The sequence below is a fragment of the Micromonospora maris AB-18-032 genome (assembly GCF_000204155.1).
Classification (GTDB): Bacteria; Actinomycetota; Actinomycetes; order Mycobacteriales; family Micromonosporaceae; genus Micromonospora; species Micromonospora gifhornensis.
The window spans coordinates 4,174,241-4,189,824 of sequence record NC_015434.1; the positions used below are offsets into that span (position 1 = coordinate 4,174,241).

11 protein-coding genes are annotated in these 15,584 nt (G+C 66.6%); 6 read left to right on the forward strand and 5 right to left on the reverse strand.

Going from position 1 to position 15,584, the window contains the following annotated elements; genetic code table 11:
- Positions 1 to 38: 38 nt before the first annotated feature.
- Together VAB18032_RS18500 and VAB18032_RS32355 are read right to left on the reverse strand one after the other, a co-directional pair.
- The gene (locus tag VAB18032_RS18500) at positions 39 to 1,244 is read right to left on the reverse strand and encodes a helix-turn-helix domain-containing protein (protein ID WP_013734409.1); all 1,206 of its coding nucleotides are present in this window, start codon (positions 1,242 to 1,244) and stop codon (positions 39 to 41) included.
- Positions 1,228 to 1,401, reverse strand: a complete 174-nt coding sequence (locus tag VAB18032_RS32355) for a hypothetical protein (RefSeq protein WP_013734410.1) — start codon at positions 1,399 to 1,401, stop codon at positions 1,228 to 1,230. Before VAB18032_RS32355 ends, VAB18032_RS18500 begins: the two co-directional genes overlap by 17 nt.
- Positions 1,402 to 1,601: 200 nt before the next feature.
- Between VAB18032_RS32355 and VAB18032_RS18505 the strand changes: the two genes are divergently transcribed.
- The 5 genes from VAB18032_RS18505 (at position 1,602) to VAB18032_RS31850 (ending at position 7,373) form a co-directional block, all read left to right on the forward strand.
- Entirely contained in the window at positions 1,602 to 2,729 is a 1,128-nt protein-coding gene (locus tag VAB18032_RS18505) for a helix-turn-helix domain-containing protein (RefSeq protein ID WP_043721219.1), read from the forward strand.
- Positions 2,726 to 3,307 (forward strand): HD domain-containing protein, encoded by a 582-nt coding sequence (locus VAB18032_RS18510; protein ID WP_013734413.1) that lies wholly within the window; start codon positions 2,726 to 2,728, stop codon positions 3,305 to 3,307. Before VAB18032_RS18505 ends, VAB18032_RS18510 begins: the two co-directional genes overlap by 4 nt.
- A gap of 151 nt (positions 3,308 to 3,458) precedes the next feature.
- A complete protein-coding gene (locus VAB18032_RS31840) occupies positions 3,459 to 4,283 on the forward strand; it encodes a hypothetical protein (protein WP_148272306.1) in 825 nt (274 codons plus the stop codon).
- 106 nt (positions 4,284 to 4,389) lie between these two features.
- A complete protein-coding gene (locus VAB18032_RS31845) occupies positions 4,390 to 5,208 on the forward strand; it encodes a hypothetical protein (protein ID WP_148272307.1) in 819 nt (272 codons plus the stop codon).
- Positions 5,205 to 7,373 (forward strand): hypothetical protein, encoded by a 2,169-nt coding sequence (locus VAB18032_RS31850; protein WP_013734414.1) that lies wholly within the window; start codon positions 5,205 to 5,207, stop codon positions 7,371 to 7,373. The genes VAB18032_RS31845 and VAB18032_RS31850 overlap by 4 nt, the downstream gene beginning before the upstream one ends.
- Before the next feature lie 147 nt (positions 7,374 to 7,520).
- Here the strand turns inward: VAB18032_RS31850 and treZ are convergent, their stop codons facing one another.
- Genes treZ through glgX form a run of 3 tightly spaced genes read right to left on the reverse strand, consistent with a single transcriptional unit; the run spans position 7,521 to position 13,669 of the window.
- A complete protein-coding gene (gene treZ, locus VAB18032_RS18515; RefSeq protein ID WP_013734415.1) occupies positions 7,521 to 9,242 on the reverse strand; it encodes a malto-oligosyltrehalose trehalohydrolase in 1,722 nt (573 codons plus the stop codon).
- A 16-nt stretch (positions 9,243 to 9,258) separates the two neighbouring features.
- Positions 9,259 to 11,550 (reverse strand): malto-oligosyltrehalose synthase, encoded by a 2,292-nt coding sequence (gene treY / locus VAB18032_RS18520; RefSeq protein ID WP_013734416.1) that lies wholly within the window; start codon positions 11,548 to 11,550, stop codon positions 9,259 to 9,261.
- 1 nt (position 11,551) lies between these two features.
- A complete protein-coding gene (glgX, locus tag VAB18032_RS18525; protein ID WP_013734417.1) occupies positions 11,552 to 13,669 on the reverse strand; it encodes a glycogen debranching protein GlgX in 2,118 nt (705 codons plus the stop codon).
- A gap of 394 nt (positions 13,670 to 14,063) precedes the next feature.
- On the opposite strand from glgX, the gene VAB18032_RS18530 reads away from it, so the two are divergent.
- Positions 14,064 to 15,467, forward strand: a complete 1,404-nt coding sequence (locus tag VAB18032_RS18530; RefSeq protein WP_013734418.1) for a glycosyltransferase family 4 protein — start codon at positions 14,064 to 14,066, stop codon at positions 15,465 to 15,467.
- Positions 15,468 to 15,584: the final 117 nt, after the last annotated feature.

A 15,584-nucleotide genomic window follows, 5' to 3' on the forward strand; every position in this document is an offset into this window, starting at 1 on the left:
CATCATCGGGGCGACGAGCGTCGTTGGTCAGCGGTGGGTCAGCGGGTCAGGCCGACGAGGGCGGCCAGGCGGGTCACGCCGGGTGGGGCGGGGTGGCCACGGGCAAGCTCGGCGAGGAGGGTACGCGCCGAGGGGCGCAACCGGACCTCAGCGGGCGCGACACCATCCGCCGCGACCAGCATCCGCCCCGCCCCGGACAGGTCACCGGCCAACAGGTACGCCCGCGCGGCGTCCACCAGGTAGGCACCCCGGTACTCGGCCGGCAACCGCCGCCACCCGTCCCGCCGGATCAGCAGCTCGTGCCGACCGACCGCCTCGGCCGCAGCGCCCCGCTCGACCGCCACCACCACCCGCGCCAACTCCACGGCGACCGGCCCGAAACTCGTACCGTACGGATCGTCAACGACCTCGACCCGGCTCGCCACGTCCGCGGCCTGGTCGAGCAGCACCCCGGCCTGCCCAGGCTCGCCGCAACTCGCAGCGGCGAGAGCCGCCTGCAGCAGCAGCGTCCCACCCACCGCCAACTCCTGCGCCCGCCGACCCGACGACACCCCATCCCCCGCCGGTCGCGCCGCAACCCCGGTCAGCCGCTGCGCGGCGGCAACGGTGGCCGCCAGCGCCAGCCGCTGCCGACCGGCGAGCCGCAGCGCCTGCCCGATCGAGATGGCCGCCGCACCCGCCAACACCGCGTCCTCGCCGGCCGCCGCCACCGCCCGATCGGCGGTCAGCCACCCGAGGTCGGCCTCGCCCAGCTTCACCAGCACCGACGAGGCGACCCGGTACGCCTGCACCGGCAACTCGCCGTGCTCCGACCCCGACGACAGTTGCACGGCGTCCAGCAGCCCGGGCAGCGCCCGCACCACCTGGGCGTACTGCCCATGCTGAAAGCTCAACCAGGCATGACCCACCCGCCGACGCAGCTCTGCCACCGGCACCTGACGCGCTGACGCCTCGAAAACCCCGTACCGCGCGAGCGCCGCGCGTACCCCATCGAACCCGTCGCGTACGTCGCCACCGGCCGGCGGCGGATGCTGGCCGAGCAGCACCGCCGGGTCGATGCGCAGCACCTCGGCGATAGCCTGGATCACCGAGAACCTGTCGAGTCGACGGGCACCCCGCTCCACCTTGTCCACCCAGCTCTTCGACTTCCCCAGCCGGTCGGCGAGGCACTGCTGCGTCATCCGCCGCCGCATCCGCCACTGCGCCACCCGCCGCCCGATCGGCACCTCACTGCGGCCGGTCACGCCGCCACCGCCGATCCGGCACCGCCCGAGTGGTCTCCTCCATCGGTACGCGCTCCGCCTCGGCCTGCTCCAACAGCCGCCGCTTCGCCGCTTCCCGCTCCGCCGCCTGAATCTGCTCACCCCGACTCATCGCCGGTTCGTCGTGCCCGTCCCTCATCGCTGTGTCCTCTCCAAAGGCGTCACCGAATCGCCGGGTCCGAATCACGGAGCCAGGTCTAGTACGTTCGGTAACTGCGACGCTACGATCGCGACGACGGCCGTTGGACTCACACGCAGTACGAGTACGCAGGCCGAATGTGGTGCCAGGAGACGTTCTCAGCGGGCAACGTCGACCGTCGGTCAGCGTAGGGATTTCAGATGGCAGTACGCGGGCAGGCATCAACGCAGCATGGCGTCGTAACGGGATATCTGCTGAAGCTCATCCGTGAGTCGATACCTCTCACTCAGGAACAACTCTCCGCCGAGTTGAGCGTGGACCGTACAACCGTCCAGAGCTGGGAATCCGGTCGGCGATCATTCATGGCGGTGCCCTTCGGACAGGCACTCGCCATTCGTCAGAGGCTCGGTAGGCTCGGAGCCGACACCCGCCTGCTTGCCGCTGTTGACGACGCCGCCGAAGCAGACTTCATCCTCACTAAGATCCTCGATCATCAAGCGGAGCGGGCCGACCTGCTTGAACAACCGCTCGGTTGGTCGGTGCTCACACATCGACTGAGCGAACTGATTCTCTGGCCGATCGTCGACAGAGCACCCAGCTTCGTCAGGGATCTCCCAGCCAGCCCCACCCGGCGCGGACCGGTTGCCGCGGGGCCGATTCTGTCCGTTGACCAGCGGCGCGCCTTCTTCGCCCACCTACATGTACTTGCCGAGCGTGCTGTCGCCGGACGTAATCCGAACTTCCTGCTGCACCGACAAGCATGCTTCCTCGCCGGAGCAGACCCTACGAAGGAATCAGCCTCCTGGCTCACGCACGGAAGCACCCGGACAGCACGCATGACCAGCCTCCACACCTGGTCACCGCTGTGGCCCAACGCTCGATCGGTGGTCACCTCGCTGGCTAACCAGGGCGATCCCGAGCCACTGCGCTACTTCATAGCCCACGCTCACCCCGACGACTCCTGCCAGCGCGCAGCTTTGAACTACTCGGCCTACTGGGTTGGCGAAATCCCCTACCGACAGCGGGACGACTCGTTCATGCCATCCGTCCGGGCCGACTGGCGGGGCTTACACCTGCTCCGCCACCTGGTCGCCCGTCTCAGGCCAGGGCATCCGTTCATAGACCTCAACATCCACAACGCCTGGGCTCTGCTCGCCGCCCGTCGAGGGCTCTCGGCCGACGACCCTGGCACCGGCCACGCACTGGTCGCCCGCGCCGCCGTCTTGCTCGACAGTGACGACATCTCTATGCAGTCCCGGCAGGAACTAACGTCTATCGTCTACAGCCTGAGGGCAGACGGAATCACCGGCACAGGGGCGGGTAGATGAGCGACGACCAAGAAGCTGCGGGTGCCGTCAACTTCATCTTCGAGGCGGGCGTCCTCAAGCGCGCAGCCCGTACCGGCTGGTGGTTCGCCGGAGTCAAGCACCCCGAGTCGATCGCCGAGCACTCGTTTCGTACCGCCCTCATTGGGATGATGCTCGCCGCCATGGAGGGGGCCGACCCAGCCCGGGTGTCCATGCTCTGCGTCCTGCACGACACCCAGGAAACCCGGATCACGGATATCCCGCACATCGCGAAGCGATACCTTACCGCTGTACCCAACACCACCGTCACCGCGGACCAAGTCGCTGGCTGCCCGCCCCCCGTGGCTGACCTAATCAACGCCGCCGTCGCCGAGTACGAAGCCGGCGAGACTCTTGAAGCTATCGTGGCCCGCGACGCCGACAAACTCGAATGCCTCGTTCAGGCCGTCGAGTACCGCCACCAGGGCATCGACACCGTCCAGCGGTGGATCGACAGCTCCCGCGCCGCCCTCAAAACCGCCACGGCACACCGCCTCGCCGACGCCGCCCTCGCCGGTCAACCTATCGCCTGGCTCACGCCGCCGCCCCTTCACCGGTGAACGGCCCGACGCGTCCTGTCGATTTCCGCGTCAACTCCAGGCCAGAGGTTCTGCCAGCGCGAACCAACAAATTTCCGTTCGACAGTTGACTCGGATCGTCCACATTGGCTAAGCAGGAGGTCTCACACGTACCGAGCCAACCAGGGGACCGTTGTTCACGACCGTTGCCAGCGTTGCGGCATCATTCACCATACTTGCTGGACCCGCCGCCCCAGCGCCAACAGCTACTGCCGGCGATGACCGGAAGGTTTACTGCGCTTTCCTCACCCACCGCCAGGCCTTGAGTGAAGCTGCGACAGCTCTAGGGCTGACGTTGCCAGCGCCAACGCCGGAATTCGTTGTGCCGGACGCCGGCTCAATGTCATTTGAGGACTGGCGTCACAACTACCCACAGGACTTCAACCGCGCCTGCGACGCCCTGATTGCGGCCAACCGTCTTGATTCCGCTACTCCTACCGTCAAGCCGACTGGCGCAACCGTCAATCTATGGACGATTCTGACTTCCGGATTCGTCGGAGCAATTCTTACCATGGTCGGGGGCGAGTGGAAATCACGCCGCGACCGGCAGGTGCAGGCCGCGCTGGCGCTGCGTGGTGCGGCCGCGGCGTTCGTAAGGGAAGGCAATGCGATCGCACGGGCCTTGTCAGCACCGATGGCTCAAGCCGATGATCGCGCCTACTACACCGCGAGGGATGAACTCGCCAGCAAAATCCACGAGGCGGCAGTCATACGCGACTCCGCCCTGGGCGCCGCTCTGATCGAAGAAATCTTCAGCACCAACGCTAGTGACGTTGTTGCCCGGTGGCCTGATGACAATGTTGGCAAAAAGGTCAAGCAACTAGAGGTGTCACAGTGGTTAACCACTGTCGAGGCCGATTCTATACGCGTCGCGGCACTGGTTCAGCGCCTGTGGCCATGGCATTTTCCCTTCGCAACTGGGCGTAATAGACAATCAGCGCCCGGGCAGACAATTTAAGGTGAGGAACAACTTGCCAGCAAACCCCTTCGTCGTGCCACAGCGGAGTTGGGATGACCGACGACCGTTGTGCCCGTGGAAACATACTGAGCACAGCAACTACTACGTGCCGGTCGACCACACCGAGGACGCGTTTCAAGACTTCTGCAATAAGGTCGGCGGCGCGAAGACGTCATTGAGTCGGTCGACGATGCTTATAGCCACCGGCGGTGAGGGCTGCGGCAAGACTGCCTTGTTGCATCGCTGTGCACATTGGCTCCATACCCAGTTGCAGGGTTGCGGACTCGAGAGCCAAATTGTCGATTTGACGGATGAGACCGGTCTTGGTCTGGCGTCAGACGCAAGGTTACGGCACTGGACCGAACGACTAGTTGATCGGCTCGGGATCAAAAACACCTTGCCACCCGCGCTACAGAAGGATTTGTCCGACCGGAAGGGCGACCCGCGAATCGCCTTGCCGTTTCTCGGCGATCTTCTCGAAAGTACCTCGAAGGTGCTTCACGTCATCCTCCCTGAAATCGAATTCCTGAATGAGGCTACTTTACTCGCGAGCCTGGCCCGTCCTTACATGAAACTCTACACTGAGAGCACTAGCGAGGACCTTCGGCGGGCACTTCGTGTACCGGGTACACCAGGTCTTAACTCAGTTGTAGAACTGGAAGTGGGGGTCCTCAGCGTGGACGACGGCTGGGTCTTCGTTGAGAGGCGACTAGCAGCGGCGACGCTAACTGAGACCGCCCCAACGATCGACGAACAAACTGTACGGCGCTACATGGATGAACGCATCAAAGGTCGAGGAACGACGACGATCCGCGAACTGAATCTGATCCTCGCGGCAGTCTTCGCCGACGCGCAGCAAAACTCCCGCACGACAATCGAATTCAGTGACTTTTCGGCCTACTACTTGAGGAACGGTGCTCTATGAGCCAACCCGGTACCGCCAATCCGTTCCCCTCGTCGGCTGTCGCGCGATTTTCATCGCTCGATGCTGACTCCTTTCCCACTATCTCCACCGATGCTGTCCGCCGTGCAACCTTGTTACTAGATCGCTATCTTCTTGATGGCGCGGTTACCGAAAAGCCTAGCGCAGGCAGTGTTGTCGCGATCGTCGGCGAGTACGGCACAGGCAAAACGCACCTCGCCTTGACCATGCTGCGACACCTAGCTATTGCAGGTGGAGTCAAGAGCTTATATCTCGACGCGCCCGCCGACAGCTTCTTGGCGCTATACCGCGAGCGATTCATCCCACGGCTCAGTCGGGCTGAAGTCCGACGGACAGTCCAAAACTATTATGCCGATATAGTAGCGGAAGACCTAGAAGATTCCGATCTAACACGCCCGATGGCCCAAGACCTGCGGGCACGTACGGTACAACCTCTAGCCTTGGTGCGCCGTGTAGGGCTTATGGAGGCCAAGTACCAGGAACTCCTTACTGAACGACTTCGAACGATTACCGAAGACCGGTCGTTCGGCGTGGCGCTATCGATGTTCCTCCGACCCGAATTCGAAGCTGCGGCCTGGGAATGGCTATGCGGAAATCCCGCCGACACGACCCTGACTGAGCGCGGGGTGGTGAGCACACTTGACACAGACGCTAACGCACTGCAGGCGATGGGTGTCATTGCGCTGCTATACGGTGGTCAGCAGCGACGGTTCGTGGTTGTTATCGATGAGATGGAGAAGATTCTTCGCGACAGCTCCGCCACCGAAGAGGCAGAAGGCGTGCTCGCAGCCTTCAAGCGCATGCTGGAAATCTTCAGCAAGACTGGAGCACTCCTAATTCTCTGCGGGCTACCCGATTTCTTGGAGGCCCTGCCAGAAGATTCCCGTCAACGAATCTCATTGATACTGAAGCCAGATAGACTAAAGGCGGAGGATGCCATACGGTACATTAAGGATGTAAATGAACACAGCACGGGCGAGCGGAAGCTTCATCCATTTACTACTGACGTGGCCAGCTACTTGGCGGATCTGTCTGGCGGCAATGCCCGACGACTGGTTAGGCTTTGCTTCTATGCGTACGCGGAGGCGGCAGGCAAGACGGTCACCCGCGCAATTGTTCGGGAGGCCGCCCGCGAACAGTTTGAGGTAGTAAGCCAAGAGGACCTCCGAGGCGACATTGCCCGTGTCCTGAATCGAAATGGATGGCGCTTCGAGACGGGCCGGACGCTGATCGAAGAAGGGAGCAAGAGCAAGGCCGATTACTGGATCCCTGCAGGAGATGGTGGATGCGCAATTTTCGTAACACAATCTGTCCTTCAAGAGGCCGATGCGAACAGTCTTTTCGCCATGGGCGCAAGGTCGAACACCGAGAAGCAAAACACCTCCTCGACGAAAAGTTTGCTGGTAATCAACGGATACCTCAGCGACAAGTTCAGGCCAGCCCTGGAACAAAAGTTCGATGCTATCGTCACACACAACTTACGGACGTTCAGCGACGATCTGGAAGCCGCACTGCAAGGCGCAATATCGCGAATAGAAAAGGATATCAGTTCTGCTACACTGGAAACCCTTTCAGCCAAGTTGGAACAAAGCGTCCGACAGAACACCCAACTACGCCGCAGCTTCGATGAACTAGCTGAACGACTATTGGGGCAGGAATCGATACAACTAGCCGTCGAGCGGGGAATGACGTCGGTATTCGCCACCCTAGCAGGACGTCGCTTATCTTCATCACGGTTCCCTGAAGTGGATCGGATATTCACCGACGCTATGCGCGAACTCGATGAATGGCCGAGCCTCCGAGAGTTGCATGTCGGCCACGTGGTTAATGATCGAATCCTTCGGGCGACGCTATTGATGGAGGGCATGCGGGCAGCAGTGGAGGCGTTTCGTGATGCCACAACGAACTTGCTCTCGAAAACCTCCGACACAGTGGCCATTGGGGAACTGTGTAAGCGTCATGATGGGATTGCACGCCACTTTTTTGCACTTATAGATCCAGATGAGCTCAACGAAATGGAGTTCTCATTAAGGCGGGATGGACGCTTCCCGACAAAGGATTTACTCGAACACAGAATAATGGACCTCGGGCGCGACGTTTTCCGTTCCGCAATTGCATCAATGGACCGCAACGACCGTTACTTTTAGTTGCATGACAGCCGCCGACCCTCCGATTATGTCACTTTATCGGGCGGTGAGGTAGCTACAAGTCATCGATCCTTGCCCCAGTGGTCCACATTGCACACTGGAGACCTCAGCCAGGCGGACTTCAGTGGTGGTCAGAGGAATCGAATGCTACAACTCAACAATGGCTGCGGTTTCTGCTGGTAGGTCGATGCGGTCCCGGGTCACTGTGACTCCCTCGGCCGTCGCCAGCAGGACCCGCCGCGCCACCCCCGGCAGGGTCACCCGTTGCGGCTTGTCGGCGAGGTTCGCCGCCACCAGGCACCCACCGCGCCGCATCACCAGGAACCGGTCCCCGTGGCGCACCTCGACGGCGAAGAGGTGTGGATCCGACAGCTCCGGCCGCGACTTCCGCAACGCGATCAACCGCCGGTAGAAGTCGTACATCGCCCGGTGTTCGGGTTTGTCCAGCTCAGCCCAGTCCAACCGGGAGCGTACGAAGGTCTGCCGGTCCTGCGGGTCCGGGACCGCCTCGGCGGTCCAGCCGTGGGTGGCGAACTCCTGACGGCGGCCCAGCACCACGGCGGTGGCCAACTCGGGTTCGGGATGCGAGGTGAAGTACTGCCAGGGTGTGCTGGCCGCCCATTCCTCCCCCATGAACATCATCGGGGTGAAGGGCGAGGCCATCAGCAGCACCGCGCCGACCCGGAGCATGGCGGGCGACAGCGACGCCGAGAGGCGATCACCGACCGCACGGTTGCCGATCTGGTCGTGATTTTGCAGGTACGCCACGAAGCGGTGCCCGGGGGTACGCGGGTCGACCGGGCGGCCGTGTTGGCGGTTGCGGAAGCTGGACCAGGTGCCGGTGTGGAAGAACGCGCCGGTCAGCACCTCGGCGAGGCATTCCATGGTGCCGAAGTCGCCGTAGTAGCCCTGCCGTTCGCCGGTGAGCAGGGTGTGCAGGGCGTGGTGGGCGTCGTCGTTCCACTGGGCCTGCAGGCCGTAGCCACCGGCCTCGCGTGGGCTGATCAGCCGGGGGTCGTTGAGGTCGGATTCGGCGATCAGCGACAGCGGGCGGCCCAGGTGCACCGACAGACTCTCGACCTCGACGGCGATCTCCTCCAGCAGATGCACCGCGCGGGTGTCGGGCATGGCGTGCACGGCGTCCAGGCGCAGGCCGTCGACGTGGTAGTCGCGCAGCCACATCAGCACGCTGTCGAGGATGAAGCGGCGTACGCCGTCGGAGTGCGGGCCGTCGAGGTTGACGGCCTGCCCCCAGGGGGTGGTGCGGTCGCTGAGGTACGGCGCGAAGCGCGGCGCGTAGGCCCCGGAGGGCCCGAAATGGTTGTAGACGACGTCGAGGATCACCCCCAGACCTTTGGCGTGGGCAGCGTCGACAAGCCGTTTCAGCCCGTCCGGGCCGCCGTACGGTTCGTGCGGGGCGAACCAGCAGACGCCGTCGTACCCCCAGTTGTGTTCGCCGTTGAAGGCGTTTACCGGCAGCAGCTCGATCATGTCGACGCCGAGGTCGACCAGGTGGTCGAGCTTGTCGATCGCGGCGTCGAAGGTGCCTTCGGGGGTGAAGGTGCCGACGTGCAGTTCGTAGAGGATGCTGCCGGGCAGTTGCCGGCCGGTCCAGGCGCTGTCGGTCCAGGCGAAGGCCGAGTGGTCGTAGGCGCGGCTGACGCCGTGCACCCCGAACGGCTGCCAGAGGGAACGGGGGTCGGGCAACGCCTGGTTGTCGTCGTCCAGCAGGTAGGCGTAGTCGGCGCCGGCGTCGGGGACCTCGACGCGCCACCAGCCGCCCCGGCCGGCTCTCATCTCGTGGTCGGCATCGGGCAGGCGCAGCCGTACCCGTTTCGCCTCGGGCGCCCAGACCGTGAATTCGGACATGACGCAGCCTCCCGGGTCAGGTGGTGGGCACCAGCAGAGCGACGGGATATGTGGCCAACAGGTCCGCGAGTCGGACCCGTCCATCACGGTAGACCCGGCCGGTGAACAGGCACGACATCTGATTAACGGGCAATGACAGGGTGGTGTCCCGCCACCCGCCCTCGGCGGCCAGCCGCAGTGGCAGCCGGGTGGCCACGGCTACCGCTCCGCCCCGGTCGAAGGCGACGGCGTGGCGGGCGGCCGGGCCGTGCACCAGCATCGGCTGGTAGTCGCCGAACAGCTCCGGCCGGTCCCGGCGGGCCCGCAGGGTGCGCGACACCACCAGCAGCTTGGCCGCGCCGGTGTCGTCCACCGCCGGCCGCCAGCCGGCGTCGAGCCGGGCCAGCAGTTCCCGGCGTACGCCGAAGTCGACCGGGCGGCGGTTGTCCGGGTCGACCAGGGAGTTGTCCCACAGCTCGGTGCCCTGGTAGGTGTCCGGTACGCCGGGCATGGCGAGCTGGATCAGCTTCTGACCCAGCGAGTTGGACCAGCCGGCCGGGGTGATCTCGGCGGCGAAGGCGGCCAGCTCCGCCGAGACGGCCGGGTCGTCGTACATGGCGTCGACGAGGGCGTGCATGGCCTGCTCGAAGGCCGGGTCGGGGTCGGTCCAACCGGTCGAGACCGCGGCCTCCCGGGCGGCTTTCTCGGCGTACGCGTGCAGACGCTCACGCTCGACGGGCCACGCGCCGACGGCGGTCTGCCACAGCAGGTGGGCCAGGGCGGCGTCGGGCAGCGGCACGGCCGCCATCCAGCCGGTGACCAGCTGCGCCCAGCGTTGCGGCAGTTCGGCGAGGACGGCGAGGCGGGCCCGGACGTCCTCGCCGCGTTTGGTGTCGTGGGTCGACAGGGTGGTCATGCTTGTCGGCCAGCGGTCGTGCCGGGCGACGGCGAAGCGGTGGAACCGGCCGGGCAGGGTGCCGAAGTGGGTGGGGCTGCCCCCGACCTCGTTGAGGGCGACGAACCGACTCCACCGGTAGTAGGCGGTGTCCTCCACCCCCTTGGCCATCACCGCGCCGGTGAACTGGGGGAAGCGGCGGGCCAGTTCGTCGTCGGGGTCGCGCAGCCGCCGGGTGACCGCGTCCAGCGCGCCGGTCAGGTCGGTGCGGCGGCGGCCGGCTTCGGCGCGGGCGTTGGCCAGGTGGCGTACCCCGTCGGGCGGGTAGCCGCGGTAGACCGGGAACGCGGCGGCCAACTCGGCCAGGGCGGCGCGGGCGGCGTCGGGGTCCACCTCGGGGGCGAGGGCGGCCAGGCGGGTCAGCTCGGCGGCCAGCAGTCGGGTGGCGGCGCCGAGTTTGGTGTCGTGGGTCAGGTCGGCCCAGGAGGTTGCCCGGCCGGTCAGCCGGGTGTCCAGGGCGGTGAAGTCGGCTTCGGCGTCACCGTCGACGAAGAGTCCGCAGACCGCCGCGAGGGCGTCGTAGCCGGTGGTGCCGTCGACCGGCCAGGCCGGCAGTTCCTCGCCGTACTCCAGGATCTTTTCCACGATCAGCCACGTGTCGGGGGCGGCGTCGCGTAGCCGGGCCAGGTAGCCGGCCGGGTCGCGCAGCCCGTCGGGGTGGTCGACCCGGATGCCGTCGACCTCGCCGTTCGCCGCCCAGGCCAGGATCAGCTCGTGGGTGGCGGCGAACACCGCCGGATCCTCCACCCGCAGCCCGGCCAGGCTGGATACGGCGAAGAACCGGCGGTACGTCAGCTCGGCGTCGCCGCGCCGCCAGCAGACCAACTCGTAGTGCTGCCGGTCGTGCACCTCGCGGGGGCTGCCGTCGCCGGTGCCGTCGGCGATCGGGAAGCGGTGCTCGTGGTAGCGCAGTTCCCCGTCGACGATCGTGAGGGCGTCCAGCGCGTCGGGGCTCTCGGCGAGCACCGGCAACAGCAGCCGGCCCCGCGCCCAGTCGATGTCGAACCAGTTCGCGTACGCCGAATCGCGCCCCCGGCGCAGCACATCCCACCAGGCCGGGTTGGCGGCCGGTACGGCTACCCCGGCGTGGTTGGGCACGATGTCCACGACCAGCCCGAGCCCGACCGACCGCAGCGCCCGCAGCAGCCGCTGCCGAGCGGGCTCGCCGCCGAGTTCCGGGTTGACCTGACGGTGGTCGACCACGTCGTAGCCGTGCGTGCTGCCCGGTGCGGCGGTCAGCAGCGGCGCGCTGTAGAGATGGGTGACGCCGAGGTCGGCGAGGTAGCCGGCGAGCCCGGCGGTGGCGTCCAAGTCGAAGTCGGGGCGCACCTGCACCCGGTAGGTGGCGCCGACCGGTCCAGCGGTGTCGGTCATGTCAGGCGACCCTCTCCAGCACCACCAGGGACCGGTCCGGTACGCAGACCGTGCCGCCGGCCTCGACGGTGGTGCCCTTGTCCTGGTCAGGTTCGGCGGTGCTGATCACCAACTCCCACCGCTGACCGAACTCGGCCGGCGGTGGGGTGAAGTCCAGTGGCGCGTCGTGGGCGTTGAAGCAGAGCCAGAAGGAGGTGTCGTGGTGGCGTTGGCCGTACTGGCCACGTTCCCGGATGCCGTCGCCGTTGACGAACAGCGCCACCGAACGGCCGAAGTCGTTGCCCCAGTCCTCGCCGGTCATCTCCCGTCCGTCGGGGGTGTACCAGGCCAGGTCGGGCAGGGGTTCGTCGACCTCGCGGCCGCGGACCGGCAGGCCGGTGAAGAAGCGGCGGCGCTGGAACACCTGGTGTCGGCGGCGGAAGGCGACCAGCCGGCGGGTGAAGTCGAGCAGGTCGTGGTCGACGTTGTCCCAGTCGATCCAGGCCAGTTCGCTGTCCTGGCAGTAGGCGTTGTTGTTGCCGCGCTGGGTGCGGCCCAGCTCGTCGCCGTGGCCGATCATCGGTACGCCCTGGGAGAGCAGCAGGGTGGCGATGAAGTTGCGCTGCTGCCTGGCGCGCAGGGCCAGCACCCCGGGGTCGTCGGTGTCGCCCTCGACGCCGCAGTTCCAGGACCGGTTGTGGCTCTCCCCGTCCCGGTTGTCCTCGCCGTTGGCCTCGTTGTGCTTGTCGTTGTACGACACCAGGTCGGCCAGGGTGAACCCGTCGTGGCAGGTGACGAAGTTGATGCTGTGGAAGGGGCGACGCCCGTCGTCCTGGTACAGGTCGGCGGAGCCGCAGATGCGGGAGGCGAACTCGGCGAGGGTGGCCGGTTCGCCGCGCCAGAAGTCACGGACGGTGTCGCGGTACTTGCCGTTCCACTCGGTCCACTGCGGCGGGAAGTTGCCCACCTGGTAGCCGCCGGGGCCGACGTCCCACGGCTCGGCGATCAGCTTGACCCGGCTGACCACCGGGTCCTGCTGGACCACCTCGAAGAAGGTGGAGAGCCGGTCCACCTCGTAGAACTCGCGGGCCAGGGTGGCGGCCAGGTCGAAGCGGAACCCGTCGACGTGCATCTCGGTGACCCAGTACCGCAACGAATCCATGATCAGTTGCAGCGAGTGCGGGTTGCGCACGTTGAGGCTGTTGCCGGTGCCGGTGTAGTCGACGTAATACTGTCGGTTCTCTTCCGACAGGCGGTAGTAGCTGGGGTTGTCGACGCCCTTGAAGCTCAGCGTCGGGCCGAGGTGGTTGCCCTCGGCGGTGTGGTTGTAGACCACGTCGAGGATGACCTCGATGCCGGCCGCGTGCAGCGCCTTGACCATGCCCCGGAACTCCTGCACCTGCTGGCCCAGGTGACCGAGCGCGGAGTAGCCGTGGTGCGGGGCGAAGAAGCCGATGGTGTTGTAACCCCAGTAGTTGCGCAGGCCCAGGTCGGCCAGGCGGTGGTCGTTGACGAACTGGTGCACCGGCATCAACTCGATCGCGGTGACGCCGAGCCGGGTCAGGTGCTCGATCATCGGGGGCGAGGCGATGCCCGCGTACGTGCCACGCAGCTCCTCGGGGATGCCGGGCAGCCGCATGGTCAGCCCGCGTACGTGTGCCTCGTAGATGACCGAGCGGTGGTACGGGGTGCGCGGCGGCGCGTCGTTGCCCCAGTCGAAGTACGGGTTGACCACCACCGACTTCGGCATGAACGGCGCCGAGTCGGTCTCGCTCATCCGCTCCGGGTCACCGAGGGTGTAGTCGTAGACCGCCGGATCCCACCGCACCTCGGAGTCGATGGCCTTGGCGTACGGGTCGATCAGCAGCTTGTGCGGGTTGCAGCGCAACCCGTTCGCCGGGTCGTACGGGCCGTGCACCCGGTAGCCGTACCGCTGTCCCGGTCCGATCCCCGGGATGTAGGCGTGCCAGACGTACGCGTCGACCTCGCGCAACTCGACCCGGCGCTCATGGCCGACGTCCCACTCGTCGAAGAGGCAGAGCTCGATGCGCTCGGCCACCTCGGAGAAGATCGCGAAATTGGTGCCCATCCCGTCGTACGTCGCCCCGAGGGGGAACCGCTCGCCCGGCCAGACCTGCATGTCGCTCCTTCGGCAAGAATCATGAGCGCGCCCGCATCATGAGCGCACCGTCCGGGGGGCCGGGCGGATGCGCGCGGCGGTAATGCCCCGCACGGTCCGCCACCAATCCATCCGATCGGATGAATGCCTGGTATCCGCCCGACTGACCTCGAGTGAATTCGTACGTGCCGTCAGTCACTGTGACCGTCCTCAAGGTGCGGAATCGGCCGGGATGACGTTTCCTTGTTGCGGGCAGACGTCCATGCGCCGGTGATCGTCCCGATCCGCTGGCGCCTGGTCGCGCATGCCTCGATCCTCGCACCGCCGGACGCGTCCGCGCGTGTCCGAAACCCAACCTTGTTCCTTCGCCGTCATCGACGCCGGCGCGTTCCTTCCTGCACGGACGGAGACTGATGTGACGACCCTGCGGGTCGGCGGGCGTACCGCCACCGCCACGGACCGGACCCACCGGCCCACCCTCACCTCGCGAGCCCAGATTCCGGCGCAGCCCGGCCCGGCCACCCCGCCGCGCCGCCACCGCATCCTGATGCTGTCCTGGGAGTTCCCGCCGGTACTCGTGGGTGGCCTCGGCCGGCACGTGCACGCCCTGTCGGTGGCGCTGGTCGCCGCGGGCCACGAGGTCACTGTCGTCACCCGTCATGCCGAGGGCGCGCCGCTGGAGGAGTACGTCGACGGGGTGCGGGTCGTCCGCGCCGCCGAGGACCCGGTGACCTTTCCGCTGGCCACCGAGAGCCTGCTGGCCTGGACGATGGCGTTCAACCACACGCTCACCCGTGCGGCCCTGCGCGCCGTCTCCACCGGCGGGTACGACGTCATCCACGCCCACGACTGGCTGGTCGCGCACACCGCGATGACCCTGCGCGAGCACCTCGACCTGCCGCTGGTCAGCACCATCCACGCCACCGAGGCGGGCCGGCACCAGGGTTGGTTGCCCGAGGAGATGAACCGGACCATCCACGGTGTCGAGCAGTGGATCAGCACCGAGTCGACCCGGGTGGTGGTCTGCTCCGGGTACATGCGCGACGAGGTGACCGGCCTGTTCGGCGTGCCGGCCGGTCGCGTCGACGTGGTGCCCAACGGGGTGGAGCCGCACCGCTGGCGGGTGCCGGCGAGCGCGGTGGCGCAGGCCAGGGCCCGGTTCGCCGGGGACGGTCCGCTTGTCACCTTCGCTGGTCGGCTGGTGTACGAGAAGGGTGTGCAGCACCTGCTCGCCGGATTGCCCCGGCTGCGGGATCGGCACCCGGGTCTGCGTGCGGTGATCGTCGGTGACGGCCCGTACCGTGGCGAACTGGAGGCCGACGTGCACCGGCTCGGTCTGGCCGACACGGTCAGCCTGCCCGGCTTCCTCGGCGGCACGGACCTGCCGGCGGTGATGGCCGCCTCGGACTGCTTCGCGGTGCCCAGCATCTACGAGCCGTTCGGCATGGTCGCCCTGGAGGGAGCCGCCGCCGGTGCGCCACTCGCGGTCGCCGAGACCGGCGGGCTCGCCGAGATCGTCGAGCCGGGTGTCACCGGAGTGACCTTCCGTCCACACGACCCGGAGGCGTTGACCGACGCGGTGCACACCCTGCTCGCCGACACCGAGCACGCCCGGGCACTGGCCCGACGTGCCCGCGCGATGGTGCACGAGAAGTACGGCTGGGCGGCCATCGCCAGCCGTACCGCGTCCGCGTACGCCTCGGCGATCGCCCAGGCCCCCGCCGTGGCGGCCGAACGGGCGGCCCAGCAGATGGCGCACGGCCGGCCGCGGCTCACCGTGCCGGAGGGCAACCTGCTCGCCGCCGCCGGCCTGCGCTGACCACCACCGCCAACTGTTCGCAGCTGGCCTCGCCGAACGTCCCACGGTCCGCGTTGTCGACACCTCGCGTCGCGGACCGTGGGGTCGCGGACCCAGGACGACCGGCGACCGTGGGGC

Excerpts from the sequence above, each read along its gene's own strand:
- treY (WP_013734416.1), bottom strand. The coding sequence starts at position 11,550 with ATGACCGACACCGCTGGACCGGTCGGCGCCACCTACCGGGTGCAGGTG.
- VAB18032_RS31850 (WP_013734414.1), top strand. The coding sequence starts at position 5,205 with ATGAGCCAACCCGGTACCGCCAATCCGTTCCCCTCGTCGGCTGTCGCG.
- VAB18032_RS18505 (WP_043721219.1), top strand. The coding sequence starts at position 1,602 with ATGGCAGTACGCGGGCAGGCATCAACGCAGCATGGCGTCGTAACGGGA.
- VAB18032_RS18510 (WP_013734413.1), top strand. The coding sequence starts at position 2,726 with ATGAGCGACGACCAAGAAGCTGCGGGTGCCGTCAACTTCATCTTCGAG.
- treZ (WP_013734415.1), bottom strand. The coding sequence starts at position 9,242 with ATGTCCGAATTCACGGTCTGGGCGCCCGAGGCGAAACGGGTACGGCTG.
- glgX (WP_013734417.1), bottom strand. The coding sequence starts at position 13,669 with ATGCAGGTCTGGCCGGGCGAGCGGTTCCCCCTCGGGGCGACGTACGAC.
- VAB18032_RS32355 (WP_013734410.1), bottom strand. The coding sequence starts at position 1,401 with ATGAGGGACGGGCACGACGAACCGGCGATGAGTCGGGGTGAGCAGATT.